The sequence below is a fragment of the uncultured Eudoraea sp. genome, assembly GCF_947260015.1.
Lineage (GTDB): Bacteria > Bacteroidota > Bacteroidia > Flavobacteriales > Flavobacteriaceae > Eudoraea.
In genome coordinates, this window is record NZ_CAMYOM010000030.1 from 1 (window position 1) to 16493 (window position 16493).

A 16493-nucleotide genomic window follows, 5' to 3' on the forward strand; every position below is an offset into this window, starting at 1 on the left:
GGGTCCAACCGGTGGCGACGGATTCGCAACACCTCCCCTAACTTGTAGTTTAACTACTTTACTTACTTCTTTTGCCATTGTTTTAAATTAAATTTAAAGCGTGTTATATTTTGGAAGCAACACAACTTTTATATATACGTAACAATTTTCTATACTTTTTCTACTTGCATGTAACTCAATTCCAATGGTGTTTTTCTGCCGAAAATTTTCACCATTACTTCTAATTTCCTTTTCTCCTCATTAATCTTTTCAACCGTACCATTAAATCCATTAAAAGGTCCGTCTATAACCTTAACAGTTTCTCCAAGAATAAATGGTATCGCAATGCTGTCTGTATTTATAGCTAATTCGTCTACTTTCCCTAACATTCGGTTTACTTCGGCCTTTCTCAATGGAACAGGATCACCACCTTTTGTCTCACCCAAAAAGCCAATTACATTTGTTATGGAGCGGATTATATGAATCATCTCTCCTCCCAAATTAGCTTTGATCATTATATATCCTGGAAAATAAACCCTCTCTTTATTTATCTTTTTCCCATTTCTTATCTGCACAACTTTCTCAGTTGGAACTAATACATCTTCCAGATAATCAGCAAATCCATGACGTTCCACTTCGCTTTCTATATAGCCCTTGATCTTATTCTCCTGGCCACTGACAGCTCTTACTACATACCATTTCTTTTCTAATACTTCAGACATAGGTCTCAAACTTAATTAATTAAGGTGTTAAAGTAAAGTTGAATAAATTTGCTGAATACGGTATCTACACCCCAAGTTGCCAAAGCAAACAATATAGAAAACACAGCAACAATAACCATAAGGTTAGACGATTCTGCCCTTGATGGTAATGTAACATTATGTCTTAATTCTTCTATGGACTCCTTTATATAAGTTAACATACCTATTATTTTATTCCTTATTAAGAATGCAATTTTTAAACTCTATTACTCGGCCTCAAAATAAGACCAACACTTTGTATCTTTCTCTGCACACTCCTATTTCTGATCTGCACGGGAGGAGAGGCTCGAACTCCCGACACCTGGTTTTGGAGACCAGTGCTCTACCAACTGAGCTACACCCGTTTATATTTACACTGAAAGGTATCCCCGCAAAATATTATATCGTGATTAATCTAAAATCTTAGTTACCTGACCGGCACCAACCGTTCTACCACCCTCTCGGATTGCAAATCGAAGTCCTACGCTTAATGCGATAGGCTGGATCAGGTCTACAGTAATAGTTACGTTATCACCAGGCATTACCATTTCAACTCCACTTGGAAGATTTATTGTTCCAGTAACATCCGTTGTTCTAACATAGAACTGTGGACGGTAATTGTTGTGGAATGGTGTATGACGACCACCTTCTTCTTTTTTAAGGATATATACCTCAGCTTCAAATTTAGCATGCGGCTTAACAGAACCTGGCTTGCAAATAACCATTCCTCTGCTAATTTGCGATTTTTCAATACCTCTTAACAAGATACCTACGTTATCACCAGCTTCTCCTCTATCCAAAATTTTACGGAACATCTCAACCCCGGTAACTGTAGATGTTAATTTTTCAGCACCCATTCCAATAATATCTACAGCATCACCAGTATTAGCTATTCCGGTTTCAATACGACCGGTGGCAACAGTACCACGACCGGTAATGGTAAACACATCTTCAACTGGCATTAAGAAATCTTTTTCAATATCCCTTTTTGGCAATTCAATCCATTCATCAACAGCAGTCATTAATTCCATTACTGTATCTACCCACTTTTGCTCTCCATTTAAAGCGCCTAAAGCCGATCCGGAAATAACCGGTCCATTATCACCATCGTACTCGTAGAAAGACAGAAGCTCTCTTATTTCCATTTCAACAAGCTCAAGCAATTCATCATCATCAACCATGTCTACTTTATTCATGAAAACCACCATTCTTGGAATACCTACCTGACGACCTAAAAGGATATGCTCTCTGGTTTGAGGCATTGGACCATCTGTGGCAGCAACCACTAAGATTGCTCCGTCCATTTGTGCAGCACCCGTTACCATGTTCTTTACATAATCCGCGTGACCAGGACAATCTACGTGTGCATAATGACGATTCGCTGTTGAGTATTCAACGTGTGATGTATTAATTGTAATACCTCGTTCCTTTTCTTCCGGAGCGTTATCGATTGAATCGAAACTTCTCATTTCAGATAATCCTGCGTTTGCTAAAACAGAAGTAATAGCGGCAGTTAATGTAGTTTTACCGTGATCTACGTGTCCAATAGTACCAATATTTAAGTGCGGTTTGGAACGATCAAAAGTTTCCTTTGCCATTTTTGAGTGAATTTAATCTTAGTTTATATTAGTGTATAATAATTAATGCCTATTTTATTTGAGCCAACGACGGGAATTGAACCCGTGACCTCTTCCTTACCAAGGAAACGCTCTACCCCTGAGCTACGTCGGCTTGTGGGTCAACAGGTTTTATATTTTAATATTAAGGTTAATTTTAACCTTGATCAAAATAAGAAACGTTTACTCAATTTCTTTGAGCGGGAGACCGGGTTCGAACCGGCGACATTCAGCTTGGAAGGCTGACGCTCTACCAACTGAGCTACTCCCGCAATTTTAATTTTCAATATTTCACCAATCCTACCGAACATCTTCTAAGGCCCAAATTGCGATTATTACCAGGCTCTAAATTTATCTGAACCCGGAAATCCAAAAGCAATATTCACAAAACCGCTCTCAAAAACCAGTTGTGGGGAGAGCAGGATTCGAACCTGCGAAGGTAAAACCAACAGATTTACAGTCTGTCCTCGTTGGCCGCTTGAGTATCTCCCCTCCTTGCTATTTTATATACTTACGAGCCGATGGAGGGACTCGAACCCACGACCTGCTGATTACAAATCAGCTGCTCTAGCCAGCTGAGCTACATCGGCTTTTTAAAGCCTTTAATGCATAAAAAAGTCCGCTATTTCTAACGGACTGCAAATGTAGATAATTATTTTTTTAATCAAAACTATTTTATAAAAATTTTAAAGAGGGTTGGAACCTTGGTTTTTTCTTCTTTTTAACCAATTTTCTCTCCAGAGAACTGCATGCAGAATCAATTGCCTCCTCAAAAGATTTGCATTGCTTTTTAACTACAAACATATCTTTTGGTATATACAGTTTGATCTCGACAATTTTATTTTCTTTTTCACTAGTATTTTCAACCTTTAAATGCACATCAGAGCTGACAATCTTATCATAAAAAAGTTCTAGTTTGTCTAAACGCGTTTGAATAAAATTTAGAAGTTTTAAATCTGCATTAAAATTCACAGCTTGCGCATTTACCTTCATAAGTTGAATATTTTAGGTTAAACAATAGAAAAGAACGTTATACTATTTCTTGCTCCTTGGATGAGCAGATGCATGTACTTTTTTTAATTCAGCTATACTATTATGTGTGTAAACCTGAGTAGAGGCCAAACTAGAATGACCTAGCAATTCCTTTACCGAATTTAAATCTGCTCCTTTATTAAGCAAGTGCGTGGCGAAGGTATGCCTAAGTATATGCGGACTCTTTTTAACTTTGGAAGAGACCTTACTAAAATACCCATTAATAATTCTATAAACAAGTGTTTCATAAATTTTAATCCCGGATTTGGAAAGAAAAACAAAGTCCCTTTCCTTTATAGAGTCCAATTTTATTCTTTTATCCAAATAAATCTCATACAGATTTATAGTTGAGTCCAGGAGTGGAACAATTCGTTCCTTATTTCTTTTACCCAATACCTTCATCGTTTTTTGAGACAGTTCAATATCCTTTAATTTAAGATTAATAAGCTCTGCTCTCCTTATTCCTGTAGTGTATAGTAATTCTATGATCAACTTATCCCTACTGCCTTCAAATCCATCTTCAAAATGCACCTGTTGTAAAAGCATTTCCATTTCCGTTTCAGAAAAAGGAATTTCAATTTTTGTAGGAGTCTTCAGGGCCTTATGTTTAGCTAATGGATTAACCTGAATGTTTTCGATTTTCAATAAAAACTTATAATAAGCCTTCAATGAAGCTACTTTCCGGTTTACAGATCTGTTGGACAATCCTTCTGTGACCAATTGAACTACCCACCCTCTTATCAAATTATACTCTGCCTTATCTATTTGCTTTAAATCGTACTCCTTAAAGCAAAATTCTTTAAATCTCTGAATATCTTTTTCGTATGCCTTCACCGTATTAGGTGAATAGTTCTTTTCATGATTAAGATAGGATATAAAAGCAGTTAAAGACATCTCACAAAGTTACCTTTAGTTATTTTCATAAAAAAATCCCGTCTCGATAGTTATCGCGACGGGAATTTAAAATGCTTAAAGCTATTTATTATATTTCTTCTTGGTCCCTTAGACCCTGAATATACTGCGCTTTCTGTATTTGTTGTCTTCTTTCTACTGAAGGCTTGGTAAACTGCTGACGTTTTCTCAACTGACGCATTGTACCAGTACGATCAAACTTTCGTTTAAAACGTTTTAAAGCTCTGTCTATATTTTCTCCTTCTTTTATTGGTATTATCAACATAGGCTACAACCTCCTTTCTTTAATGATTTTTCGACTGCAAATATAGAATGAATTAATTAAACAGTAACAAATTATTTTAAAATATTCTTCGCTATAACTACTTTTTGTATTTCCGTGGTACCTTCTCCTATTGTGCAAAGCTTTGCATCCCTGTAGAACTTTTCTACGGGGAAATCTTTGGTGTACCCATAACCTCCATGAATTTGGAGAGCTTCGTTGGCCACCTTTACGCAGACCTCAGAAGCAAACATTTTTGACATTGCACTAATTTTGGTCATCGGACGACCTTCATTTTTTAGGAAAGCAGCCTTATGCAGCAATAATTCAGAGGCTTCTATTTCAGTAGCCATATCTGCCAGTTTAAACGAAATACCCTGAAATGAACTAATAGGTTTACCAAATTGCACGCGTTCTTTAGAATACTTTAATGCAGCTTCATAGGCACCCTTAGCTATTCCCAGAGATAAAGCTCCAATAGATATTCGACCCCCATCTAAAACTTTCATAGACTGAACAAAGCCTTCGCCTATTCCACCAAGTCTATGGCTATCCGGAATCCTACAATTATTAAAAATCAATTCTGCAGTTTCACTTGCACGCATTCCCAATTTATCTTCTTTCTTGCCACTTGTAAAACCCAATGTCCCTTTTTCAATAACAAAAGAGGTCATCCCATGACTATCTCCCTTCTCCCCTGTTCTTGCAATAACAACAGCAATATCTCCACTTATACCATGTGTAATAAAATTCTTTGCTCCATTAAGAACCCAATCATCACCATCTCTAATGGCCGTTGTGCTCATTCCTCCGGCATCTGAACCCGTATTGTGCTCTGTTAATCCCCAGGCACCGATCCACTCTCCGGTAGCAAGTTTTGGAATCCACCTTTGTTTTTGCTCATCATTCGCAAAAGTTAAAATATGATTAGTACATAAAGAATTATGAGCGGCTATAGATAGGCCAATTGACGGATCCACCTTTGATATCTCTTCAATAATGGCTATATACTCATGATAGCCCAACCCGGCTCCACCCAATTCATGAGGAACCAATACACCCATAAATCCATATTCTCCGGCTTTTTTAAGAAGATCAGCAGGGAAAAATTGAGATTCGTCCCACTCCATAATGTGCGGCCTTATATATTGTTCTGCAAATTTCTTAGCAGACTCGGCAACATGGTGTTGGGTCTCAGAATAATCAAAACTTATAATAGACATAGTGTCTGTAATCATTATCGTAATTTTTTAGAGCGACAAATATAATTTAATTCTATCAATCTTGTTTGCCGGGAAATCTTCAATTTTTGTTAATTCGTTAATTGATCGGATAATCCCAACACTATCTCTATATGTAACTATTTGAATAGCAAGGTTTTGATTAATATAAATCAGCTGTTCCATCTCTCTTCTTGTAGCAGAATTAATATTGATCATTTCAATTGCCGGTTGCACCTTAACCTGAAATTCTTCTAATATTCTTAAAACAACTTCTTCCTCAAGACCGTATACATCATATAGTTGTTCGTTTACCATAAAGCCCCCTAATCTGTTTCTGAACTTAACAATCCTAGCCGATAATTTATCGCCAATTCCATAAATGTCTTTAAGTTCTTCTGAAGTAGCCTGATTCAAATCTTTATGCTCCACGGCTGCTACTACTAATTTTTCCGATCTTTCTTTTTTTTTGTTTTTTGGTCGATTTGCCCATTCAGGAAATTTAAATAATGGAGCTAATATTTGTAGTAAGGAATCTGAAATGAGGGTAAGCTGTTGAAATTCTTTTGCGGAATATACCCACCTGTTTTCAGATCTGAATAAGTGTAGTCTATCTATCTCTTCATTAGACATGCCAAGGGTATAACCCTTATAATCGGTTATAAAGTTTGGATTAAAAGGATAAACCTTCGGTGATTCTTCCAATTTACTTTGTTCCCTTATTGAATCCAATAGTTTTTGAGCTTCGGTATCCAATGCCAAGCTTGCCTCTGAGCTATAAACCACCTCATTTCTGAACATCATGTAGATAAGCTGTAAACTGAAAATGATTACCAATAAAAAGAAAATCCCACTACGTTCCTGTTTATTGAACTTAAAGTGGGATTTAAAACTTTTCAAGGAAATTCTTATTTACTTACACCTTTAATGTCTGTTACATACTTATTAAGCTCTTCTTTCACATTGGGAAACAAAAACAGTAAGCCTATCATATTTGGGAATACCAATGCCAGAATCATGGCATCAGAAAACTTAATTACCGCATCTAAAGTGGCTGCGGCACCAATAACTACAAATAATAAAAATAATATTTTGTAGACAACGTCCGCTCTTCTGCCTCGTCCGAAAAGGTATTTCCAGGATTGAAGACCATAATAGGACCATGAAATCATTGTGGAAAATGCAAATAGTATAATTGCAATGGTAAGGATATATCTGAATCCGGGAATAACAGATTCATAAGCCATTGATGTTAGATCAACTCCACCAATATAATTACCGGATTCAGTGATTAAAACAGTACTGTTAACGGCATTGCCATACTCAAAGGCCCCGGTGTCCATATTAAAGAAAATAATAACTAATGCTGTCATGGTACATATCACTACCGTGTCTATAAATGGTTCCAAAAGCGCTACTATGCCTTCACTGGCAGGGTACTTTGTTTTAACAGCAGAATGGGCAATGGCTGCAGATCCGGCACCAGCTTCATTAGAAAAGGCAGCTCTTTGGAAGCCTACAATAATAACTCCAACAATACCCCCTAAACCTGCCTCAGGGGTAAACGCTCCATTAAATATCATGGCAAAAGCATCACCTATATATTTAATATTCGCAAAAATTATTATCAATGAAGCCAAAACATAGACTCCGGCCATAAATGGTACAATTTTTTCCGTAACACTGGCAATCTTTTTTATTCCTCCAATGATAACAATGCCTACAAGAATAGCAAGGATTATACCAATAATAACTCCGGTTGCTCCACCCTGCAGATTTAACATAGTAGAAAGTTGAACCGCCGCCTGATTAGACTGAAATGCGTTACCTCCTCCAAAAGAAGCACCTACACACAACACAGCAAACAGAATACCTAAAACTTTACCTAAGCGCGTAAATCCTTTTTCCTTTAGTCCCCTGGATAAGTAATACATTGGTCCGCCATAAACGGTACCATCTTCACCCACATCTCTGTATTTGACCCCAAGGGTACATTCAACAAATTTCGTTGACATCCCAATTAAACCACAAGCAATCATCCAAAAAGTGGCTCCGGGCCCACCAAGAGCAATGGCCACAGCTACTCCAGCAATATTACCAAGACCTACTGTTCCGGAAACGGCAGTAGCAAGAGCCTGAAAATGACTTACCTCACCCTCTTTACTTTCATCCGCAATGGTATCAACCAAATCACCATCTACAATATTTAATTCAGCCTTTTCCACGCTATGATGATCCAGTTCATCGTACTTACCACGTACGGTATTGATGGCCAATTTAAATTTTGTGATATTGGGAAACTTAAAATAAATAGTAAAGAAAGTAGCTCCAAATATTAAGAGGAGTAGAACTATCGGCAGATTATATCCAGCAATAGGAACTGATGTAAGGATAAAGCCTTCCCACCAAACTGCAACAGGCATAAATGCGTCATTTATTTTTTCATCAAGTCCTTTGTCCTGAGCAAATGTCCAAACTGGCAGAAACAGTAATAAAATTGAAAGAAGTCTATACTTCATAAGAGTTGTATTTGGTTTAATTTGGTCCGTAATGGCGGCAATATCCTAAAAAATAGTAATACAAAAAAATCTAATTATCTCCTTTGGTCTAGTTTATATGAAACATTTCGTTAAGCTTTTTAATCTGTTCGGGCCTTCCTAAAACGATTACTTTACTTTTAGGCTCTAAAGGTAAATCCGCTTCAGGGTTAATTATATAATTTCCGTCGGGCTCTATATAGCCAATGATAGTACATCCGGTTTTTCTGCGAAGATCAAGGTCCCTTAAGGAATTACATTCCATTTGATCTGCAAAATCTTCAATGGCAACTTCTTCCAGGTTGGTGGTGTTTTCACCTTCGGTAGATAATTTATCCATAAACGTTATCAAATCTGGTATTACAACCAAAGATGCCATATGATCACCGCCAATTTTATCCGGCATAATAACACTATCTGCGCCAGCTAATTTCAATTTATTTTGGGAGGTAACCTGAGAAGCCCTGCTTATGATAAATAATTTTTGATTTAGTTGACGCGCTGACAATACAACAAACAAATTATCTGCATCATCCGGTAAGGTAACAATAAGATATTGAGCATCCTTTACTCCAGCTGTTAATAAAGTTTCATCCTCATTGGCATCACCCTCCACAAACAAGACGTCCACTTCATATTTTTCAATAATATCTTTATCCCTTTCAATAACTACATAAGGTTTTTTGTATGCCTTAAGTCGTTCCACCGCTTGCATTCCATTTCGTCCATATCCACAAATAATAACATGATTGGATAGATTGTTGATCATTTTTCTCACCTTTTTTGTTTTTAGAAGCTGTAATTGATTTTTGCTGAATAAATATTCTGTAATCACAGAAATGGCATAAGCAAATATAAAAACACTGGATATTATTAAAAAAATTGTAAATATTTTACCTTCTGTTTCCAAAGGTCCAACTTCATTAAATCCAACAGTTGTAACCGTAATTATGGTCATATAAATGGCATTTAACCAGGATAATTCGGATATAAAATGATATCCCAAGGTCCCTGTCAGTAATACTGACAGCATCAATGCAATTGCAATGTAAATTTTAGAGCGAAAAAGTCTAATCATATCTAAAGATCAAAAACCGAATTCCTTTTGGTGTAGATCAAATCCTTTATTCTCAACCAAAACGCTAAAAACAGATATAACGCAAAGCCAAAGCCCAAAGTTACAAACGTAAGGTAGATAAAAGAGGTTCTTACAACACGTGCCCTAATACCAAGACTCTCCGCGATCCGTCTGCATACTTCAAAGCCGCGTTTCTGAAAATAATATAAAAGACTATAGAAAATATTCATTTTTTAAAAATACTATTTTCCTTTTAATAAACTATCGCCTACTACACATTCCAGACATCTATTTTTAGTACAATAAGTATTATAAAGTTGCAGTATGGCCTGACTATACATAGCATTGGTACAATTAACACCAAGGTTATTAAATTTTCTAATAATTTTATTATCCTCACTTTTTAGTTTGTTTATAATCATAATTATCCTTGAACTTACATCTATCCCTTGCCATTTGGAATAACAAAAAATCATTGGGAGTATAGTATTTATAAGTAATAAATTAATAAAACTCTTTGTAAGTTTATTTTCTCTTTTAGGCGAAATCTTACCAAAAACATAATGTTTTTGCCAGTATTTACTAGTAGATATATTAAAAATTTCATAAACCTGGTCTACGTCCTTTATGGCGATAATATTGCCAAATAGTTGTGGTTGTCTGACATATAAATTAGCAAGTTGTGATAGGCGGATAGTAGGAAAGCTGGCAGGGCGTAATCTAAAAAACGACGCAATCTGAACACCGTTCTCTTTAATCTTGAATTTATCTCTCAAGTAAGAATATTCCCTTTTCATTTGGGTTAAAACCTTGTCCTTGGATGATTCATTATCCAACAGCCCTGCTAAACCAAATAGAACGCTTTCCAACTGAAATACATTTTGGGTTAACTTCCGGACAATACCAAATTCTAGTGCTCTACCCAGGCTTAAAAAAGCCTCGCTGTTTAACTTTAGTCCAAAGTTTTTCAATAATAGTATAAAGAGTACATTTTCCCAATCGTTTTTCGCTTCTGCCAACAATCTGTTTATTTCATTTGATTTCTCCTCCAGCCTCTCAAAATATAGCCGTTCCAACCAAACTGAAAATTTAAATTTATCAATAGAATATATTTCCCTCTCGCAATTGATAAAGTTATCTTTAGATGAATTGAATAATTTAAAATAATTGGCCAGTATATTTCCCGGTATAAAATTAATAAGTTCAAGAGCGGGTATTTCTTCCTTGTTTTTCCTATATACTACTGTATCTTCTTCCCAAACTACATGTAATATTACATTGTCATAATTACGATCTATATTATGATGATGCACATACCAATCAGAAGATTTTACATGGATTTCTACATTTCCTACCCAAAGTTGTCCATCAATTTCCAATTTGGCATGAAAAAAATCAGGTCCTGCATCATGGTTATGAATTCCCAGCGATATAATTTGAAGTGTTTTCTGTCTGGAGGTGTATAGATTGGCGAATGGAATCTTTCCATTTTTCCATATGTAGTGTAGGAGATCTTCGCGCATGCACCTAAAATAAAAGATCCCACTGAAAGTGGGATGCAGCATTAAAGGTTTAAGATAATTAGATTATATCTCCGTTCCATTCCAGTATTCCCCCCATGAGGTTGTAGGCATTCGGAATGCCAATACTATTCATTATCGCACAAGCCTGCCGGCTTCGCTGGCCAGATCTGCAGTAAACATAATAATTTTTAGATTTATCCAATTTCTTTAGCTCCTCTAAAAATTCTTGTCCCAAATAAATATTTATATTGATCGATTCAGGAATTTGACCCTGATCTGCTTCTTCCGGTGTTCTTACATCCAGAATAATAGTGTTATCATCGTTCTCCAGTTGCTCAACCCATTCCTCTTGTAATAAATCCGCCATTCTATTTTTATTTCTTGGCGAAGGTACAAACTCCCGCACTTTTCACAAACATTTACAATTATCGCGACTTTATTGAACAGCCAATAGCCCGGGTAGTTGTAATTGATATTTCCTCCCCTTTTAACATAGCATCTACAGCATTTTCAACATATTTGGTCTTAACTGCAGACGCATTAGAGTAGTTGTCATCAATTGTTCCAATATAGCGCACGACATTTCCGAGTTTATTTTTTTCGAGTAAATACACATGTGGTGTTTTAGTTGCTCCATATTGTGGGAATATTTCCTGTCCAATATCAACCAAGTATGGAAAAGTGAACCCTTTTTGCATTGCTCTTTTTTTCATATATTCTACACCATCTGAGGGCTGTAAATTTGGATCATTAGGGTTTATGGCAATTACCGGTACTCCCTTTGTTTTGTATTTTTTGTCGAGGTCAATTATTCTATCTTCATAGGCGATGGCATATGGGCAGGTATTACAGGTAAAAATCACTAAAAAACCCTTGGCATCTTTGTAGTCGGCTAAAGAGACCTTTTTACCATTTATATCAGGAAGACTGAAGTCTGTTGCATAATCTCCAATACCATAACCCTTGTCAATTTCTTTAAGATAACCAGTGTAGCTCAAAAAAAATGTGATGAAAACAAAATTTACCAATATATATTTCATGTTTACTTATTTATCTGAATTCTTGAATTTCTTTTTTTAGCATTTCATACGTAAATGGCTGTTCATAGAACTTTCTTTCTTTACGATTGTAGATCAAAGTAGCTGGAATTGACCCGGACCAGTTCTTATCAATTTTTGGGATCCAGTTATTTTGATCCGGGTCATTTAATACGACTACTTCCGATCGCAGATTCTTGGCTTTTATAAAAGGAACTAGCTTAGATTTCCACATGGAAGGCATATCCAGGCTTACCAATATTACCTCCCAATTATTGGCCTTTCCTTCCTGGTTTATTTTTTCAAAATAGGGTAATTCCTTTATACATGGTCCGCACCAAGTTGCCCAAAAGTTGATGATATGTATTTTGTCATCCATCTTATTCAGGAGAGGTTCCAATTCATCAAAATTATATATAGGGATGCCCAAACTATCAGGAGAAGTGAATTCATTTTTAACTAATTCTGAAGTCTCCGATTTCGTTTTCTTACTTTCTTTAATTCCGCATCCTATAAAAAGAAGGATACTAAAACATAGAATCATACGAATCATGGCGATTGTTTCTAGATCCCATAAAATTATGCAATGAACTATAATGAAAAATAGATTTAACAAAATTTTATATGCACTCATGTTGTAATCTATTATTGAATACTTACGTTTGTATATACAAATATTGTAAGTACATGAATGTTGAAGCTTTAATAAAGACGGACAAGAAGATTCCCCTTAGAAGTAGGACTCTTATTCATTTAATGCTAATACACAACAAGCTTACCGAAAATATATCACATGCCTTTAAACCTTTTGGAATTTCGACACAACAATTTAATGTCTTACGTATACTGAGAGGTCAGCAAAGTAAACCTGCTAATTTATCGACTTTAAATGAGAGAATGATTAGTAAAATGAGTAATACCACCCGTTTGGTAGATAAATTAATAAAGAAGGGTTATGTGGACAGGATTGTATGCATGTCTAACCGGCGCAAAGTGGAGATTACCATTACTCAGGAGGGATTAAAAGTGCTATCTGAAATGGACATAGTGCTGGAAAAAGCAGAAAAAGAAATTTTAGCCAATTTTACCGACTTAGAACTTGAACAATTAAATCTTTTATTCAATAAATTTTAATACTACATATGAACAAGTACCTTGAAAGCCTCAATTGGCGATATGCAACCAAAAAATTTGATAGCCAAAAACAAATATCTGAAGAAGATTTGAATACTTTAATAGAAGCTATTCGTCTAAGTCCCTCTTCATATGGGCTCCAACCCTATCATATCTTTATTATAAAGGATATCAAACTAAGGGAAAAATTAAAAGCAGCCTCATGGGATCAATCGCAAATCACTGATGCATCTCATTTAATCGTCTTTGCTAACAATACTAGTTTTGACGCTGATCTCATTGATAACTATTTAACTAATGTTAGCGACACAAGAGAAATTGAATTAAGTAATTTACAGCCTTATGGAGATTTCATGAAATCTAAATTAGTAGATCTTCCTAATAAAACAAAAGAAGCATGGGCCGCAAGGCAAACCTATTTGGCATTAGGCCACTTACTTTCCGCAGCTGCGAGTTTAAAAATTGATGCCTGCCCTATGGAAGGGTTTGAACCTGAAGTATATAATGAACTACTAGGTTTAAATGATAAGGGATTAAACTCATCTGTAGTTGCTACGATAGGATATAGATCTGCAGAGGATGATACCCAACATTATAAGAAGGTTCGACAATCAAAAGAATTATTATTCACTCATATATAACACTTTACATTAAAAAAATTATTAAAATAAATCAAATTTAGAAACATGAAAAAGAATGTATTAAGTCTGGCACTGGCCATAGTTTTTGGAGCGACAGCGGTTGCTAACTCTCCTGTTAATGAAGAAAAGAAAGAAGTAAAAGCAAAGGAAAGTAAGGTTACATGGAAAGCTTATAAAGTTACAGGTTCTCATACTGGAACTGTAAACCTTAAATCCGGTACCCTGCTGTTCGATGAAGGAAAACTGACAGGCGGCGAATTTGAAGTAGATATGACAACTTTAATCACGACAGATCTTGAAGGCGAATATAAAGGTAAATTAGAAGGCCATCTCAAGTCTGATGATTTCTTTGGGGTTGAAAACTATCCAAATTCTACCCTGGTATTTACAGAAGTTAAAGCCTCGGGTAAAAATTCTTACGAAGTAAAAGGTGATCTTACCATTAAAGGGATAACCAAGCCTGTCACTTTTGATTTTTCTGTTTATGGAAGTAAAGCAACGGCCACTTTAAAAGTAGACAGAGCCCAATATGATGTTAAGTATGGCTCAGGAAGTTTCTTTGAGGACCTTGGCGATAAAACAATCTATGACGAATTTGATCTGGTAATAGATCTGGTTTTCTAGTTAATATTCCCCCTTTATTAAATCCTGAATATGCTATATAATATTCAGGATTTTTTATTTGATAAAATCGACCTTAAACCCACACATTATATCACCATTAACCGCTTCGTTAAAAATTGAAGCAGAAAAACCCTGCTACCTTATCGTGATAGTTCTGGTAAAGAAAGCAGTAGAACAACCTTTTAATAATAACGCCACTAATTTGGAGATTTCGGTATTAGGTTTATACCCTTATACTTAAAATAGTATTACTATTTCCTTTGACTAAGAGGTAGGACTAATAATAGACACTGTCAAAATAAACACAAGCCACACCTCAACCATTTACACAAGACAACCACAAACAAGCTTAATCGACATGAAATGTAATCAGGCTTGCACGCTAATTATATTTATTTTGCTAACAATAGCTACAAAAGTAGTTCTTGGGCTTAAGCAGATATATTATATGGATCTGAACGAATGGAATTGAAGTATTAGGAATCAGTACCATTAATTATAATCACTTTGTGCAATAATGGATTTTGGATCTATATTTCCTTTAAATTCATTTGTAATTATGAAATTCCTTTCTATATTTGACTCAATGAAATTTAGAATAGCAAATACTTGGTGGTGGAATAACTTACGTATAAAGTCGTGAGCTAAGCACCATTGTAGTATTACTATACGAAAAGGCTTGTCTATCACGACAAGCCTTTTTGATTTTCAGAATTAGTAGTATCAAGATCTAAACTCTTGCAGATTATGGCATATGAACTTAAGACATATTATAAAAAGATCCTCGCAGATACCATAACCCCGGTTAGCGTATATCTAAAAATTCGTGATAAGTTTCCTAATAGTATTCTTTTGGAGAGTAGTGATTACAGGGCAAATGATAATACCTTTTCATATATATGTTGTAATCCTATAGCCTCTATCAAAGTTAAGGATGAGCAAATTACTCAGTTATTTCCGGACAAATCTGCAAATGTAATAACTATAAACAGCGAAACCGATGTTGTTGAAATTATACATAATTTCAGCCAAAAGTTTAAGACCGAATCTAATGGTTTTAAATTTATAAATAATGGATTGTTTGGCTATATGTCCTATGACGCAGTTAGGTACTTTGAAGATATTTCTATCACAAAGAAAGACGGAGCCCTGAATATTCCTGATATTTATTATGCTGTTTATCAAAATATAATAGCGATAAATCATTTTAAAAATGAGGCTTATATATTTGCTCATTGCTATGATTCTGATAATAATATTTCAGAAATTGAACAGCTTCTTAATATAAGAAATTTTGCCTCCTATAATTTCAGAAAGGAAGGTAAAGCTTCCTCAAATTTAAATGATGAAGAATATAAAGAACACGTATCCCTGGCTAAAAAACATTGTAAAAGAGGAGATGTTTTTCAGTTAGTGCTTTCACGAAGGTTTTCACAAGGATTTAAAGGAGATGAATTTAATGTTTATCGAGCCCTTCGCTCTATTAATCCTTCTCCATATCTGTTTTATTTTGACTATGGAGATTTTAAAATCTTTGGCAGTTCACCGGAAGCACAATTAATTGTTAAAGACGGGAAGGCAGAAATACATCCAATTGCGGGTACTTTTAAAAGAACCGGAAATGATGAAGAAGATGCATTATTAGCTAAAAAACTAACAGAAGATAAGAAGGAAAATAGCGAGCATGTTATGCTTGTAGACCTGGCACGTAACGATCTAAGTCGGCATGGAAATATGGTAAATGTTGAAAACTATAGGGAAGTCCAGTTCTTTTCTCATGTTATTCATCTTGTTTCCAAAGTTACAGGGCAAAAGAAAAAAGAAACACCCACTATGAAAGTTGTCGCTGACACTTTTCCGGCAGGTACCCTGAGCGGAGCACCAAAGCATATGGCTATGCAGCTCATTGAAAAGTATGAGACCACCAACAGAGATTATTACGGTGGGGCCATCGGATTTATGGATTTTGACGGAGATTTTAATCACGCCATTATGATCCGGACCTTCTTAAGTAAGAATCACCAACTTCATTACCAGGCAGGAGCGGGTTTAGTAGCTGTCTCTGAACCGGAAAAGGAGTTGCAGGAAACTTATAATAAATTAGGAGCTCTTAATAAAGCTCTGGAAATTGCAGAAACTATTTGAAAAGGACAATAAA

The 16493-nt window shown here is 35.5% G+C and carries 20 protein-coding genes, 5 tRNA genes and 1 pseudogene; 5 read left to right on the forward strand and 21 right to left on the reverse strand.

The features are described 5' to 3' along the window. The 21 genes and pseudogenes from Q0X66_RS11765 to Q0X66_RS11865 form a co-directional block, all read right to left on the reverse strand. Positions 1–78, reverse strand: a pseudogene (locus tag Q0X66_RS11765) (50S ribosomal protein L11); the annotation flags it as partial. 71 nt (positions 79–149) lie between these two features. Beyond that, positions 150–701, reverse strand: a complete 552-nt coding sequence (nusG, locus tag Q0X66_RS11770) for a transcription termination/antitermination protein NusG (protein WP_297706581.1) — start codon at positions 699–701, stop codon at positions 150–152. 11 nt (positions 702–712) lie between these two features. Next, positions 713–901 carry a preprotein translocase subunit SecE gene (secE, locus tag Q0X66_RS11775; protein ID WP_297706584.1) on the reverse strand — a complete coding sequence of 63 codons (189 nt, stop codon included), beginning with the start codon at positions 899–901 and terminating at the stop codon, positions 713–715. Between the two features lie 110 nt (positions 902–1011). Next, positions 1012–1084 (reverse strand) — tRNA-Trp (locus Q0X66_RS11780). A 45-nt stretch (positions 1085–1129) separates the two neighbouring features. Beyond that, positions 1130–2317: an elongation factor Tu gene (tuf, locus tag Q0X66_RS11785; protein WP_297706586.1), complete on the reverse strand. Its 1188-nt coding sequence runs from the start codon at positions 2315–2317 to the stop codon at positions 1130–1132. A 61-nt stretch (positions 2318–2378) separates the two neighbouring features. After that, positions 2379–2450: transfer RNA gene (locus tag Q0X66_RS11790), tRNA-Thr, on the reverse strand. A gap of 84 nt (positions 2451–2534) precedes the next feature. Beyond that, a tRNA-Gly gene (locus Q0X66_RS11795) sits at positions 2535–2607 on the reverse strand. 138 nt (positions 2608–2745) lie between these two features. Beyond that, positions 2746–2827, reverse strand: a tRNA-Tyr gene (locus Q0X66_RS11800). Between the two features lie 24 nt (positions 2828–2851). Then, positions 2852–2925: transfer RNA gene (locus Q0X66_RS11805), tRNA-Thr, on the reverse strand. 85 nt (positions 2926–3010) lie between these two features. After that, complete coding sequence (gene raiA, locus Q0X66_RS11810) at positions 3011–3328, reverse strand: ribosome-associated translation inhibitor RaiA (protein WP_297706588.1); 318 nt, start codon at positions 3326–3328, stop codon at positions 3011–3013. 42 nt (positions 3329–3370) lie between these two features. Continuing rightward, on the reverse strand, positions 3371–4261 hold the full coding sequence (locus Q0X66_RS11815; protein ID WP_297706590.1) for a tyrosine-type recombinase/integrase: 891 nt from the start codon (positions 4259–4261) through the stop codon (positions 3371–3373). A gap of 88 nt (positions 4262–4349) precedes the next feature. Further along, the gene (rpsU, locus tag Q0X66_RS11820) at positions 4350–4544 is read right to left on the reverse strand and encodes a 30S ribosomal protein S21 (protein WP_297706592.1); all 195 of its coding nucleotides are present in this window, start codon (positions 4542–4544) and stop codon (positions 4350–4352) included. 71 nt (positions 4545–4615) lie between these two features. Continuing rightward, positions 4616–5755, reverse strand: a complete 1140-nt coding sequence (locus Q0X66_RS11825; RefSeq protein WP_297706733.1) for an acyl-CoA dehydrogenase family protein — start codon at positions 5753–5755, stop codon at positions 4616–4618. Positions 5756–5791: 36 nt separating this feature from the next. Continuing rightward, positions 5792–6661, reverse strand: coding sequence for a helix-hairpin-helix domain-containing protein (locus Q0X66_RS11830; RefSeq protein WP_297706594.1), 870 nt, complete (start codon positions 6659–6661; stop codon positions 5792–5794). An 8-nt stretch (positions 6662–6669) separates the two neighbouring features. After that, positions 6670–8280 carry a sodium:alanine symporter family protein gene (locus Q0X66_RS11835; RefSeq protein ID WP_297706596.1) on the reverse strand — a complete coding sequence of 537 codons (1611 nt, stop codon included), beginning with the start codon at positions 8278–8280 and terminating at the stop codon, positions 6670–6672. 88 nt (positions 8281–8368) lie between these two features. Next, on the reverse strand, positions 8369–9376 hold the full coding sequence (locus Q0X66_RS11840; RefSeq protein WP_297706599.1) for a TrkA family potassium uptake protein: 1008 nt from the start codon (positions 9374–9376) through the stop codon (positions 8369–8371). Between the two features lie 2 nt (positions 9377–9378). After that, positions 9379–9606, reverse strand: coding sequence for a PspC domain-containing protein (locus tag Q0X66_RS11845; RefSeq protein ID WP_297706601.1), 228 nt, complete (start codon positions 9604–9606; stop codon positions 9379–9381). A 12-nt stretch (positions 9607–9618) separates the two neighbouring features. After that, positions 9619–10899 carry a DUF2851 family protein gene (locus tag Q0X66_RS11850; RefSeq protein ID WP_297706603.1) on the reverse strand — a complete coding sequence of 427 codons (1281 nt, stop codon included), beginning with the start codon at positions 10897–10899 and terminating at the stop codon, positions 9619–9621. Between the two features lie 58 nt (positions 10900–10957). Then, the gene (locus Q0X66_RS11855) at positions 10958–11266 is read right to left on the reverse strand and encodes a rhodanese-like domain-containing protein (RefSeq protein WP_297706605.1); all 309 of its coding nucleotides are present in this window, start codon (positions 11264–11266) and stop codon (positions 10958–10960) included. 58 nt (positions 11267–11324) lie between these two features. Beyond that, positions 11325–11939, reverse strand: coding sequence for a thioredoxin family protein (locus Q0X66_RS11860; RefSeq protein ID WP_297706607.1), 615 nt, complete (start codon positions 11937–11939; stop codon positions 11325–11327). A gap of 10 nt (positions 11940–11949) precedes the next feature. Continuing rightward, positions 11950–12489 carry a TlpA disulfide reductase family protein gene (locus tag Q0X66_RS11865; RefSeq protein WP_297706609.1) on the reverse strand — a complete coding sequence of 180 codons (540 nt, stop codon included), beginning with the start codon at positions 12487–12489 and terminating at the stop codon, positions 11950–11952. A gap of 134 nt (positions 12490–12623) precedes the next feature. On the opposite strand from Q0X66_RS11865, the gene Q0X66_RS11870 reads away from it, so the two are divergent. The 5 genes from Q0X66_RS11870 (at position 12624) to Q0X66_RS11885 (ending at position 16480) form a co-directional block, all read left to right on the forward strand. Continuing rightward, positions 12624–13070 carry a MarR family transcriptional regulator gene (locus Q0X66_RS11870; RefSeq protein ID WP_297706611.1) on the forward strand — a complete coding sequence of 149 codons (447 nt, stop codon included), beginning with the start codon at positions 12624–12626 and terminating at the stop codon, positions 13068–13070. A gap of 8 nt (positions 13071–13078) precedes the next feature. Then, positions 13079–13711: an NAD(P)H-dependent oxidoreductase gene (locus Q0X66_RS11875; RefSeq protein WP_297706613.1), complete on the forward strand. Its 633-nt coding sequence runs from the start codon at positions 13079–13081 to the stop codon at positions 13709–13711. Between the two features lie 45 nt (positions 13712–13756). Then, positions 13757–14335, forward strand: a complete 579-nt coding sequence (locus Q0X66_RS11880) for a YceI family protein (RefSeq protein ID WP_297706615.1) — start codon at positions 13757–13759, stop codon at positions 14333–14335. Between the two features lie 58 nt (positions 14336–14393). Continuing rightward, complete coding sequence (locus tag Q0X66_RS15945) at positions 14394–14576, forward strand: aryl-sulfate sulfotransferase N-terminal domain-containing protein (RefSeq protein ID WP_366938692.1); 183 nt, start codon at positions 14394–14396, stop codon at positions 14574–14576. Between the two features lie 506 nt (positions 14577–15082). Then, on the forward strand, positions 15083–16480 hold the full coding sequence (locus Q0X66_RS11885) for an anthranilate synthase component I family protein (protein WP_297706617.1): 1398 nt from the start codon (positions 15083–15085) through the stop codon (positions 16478–16480). Positions 16481–16493 lie beyond the last annotated feature (13 nt).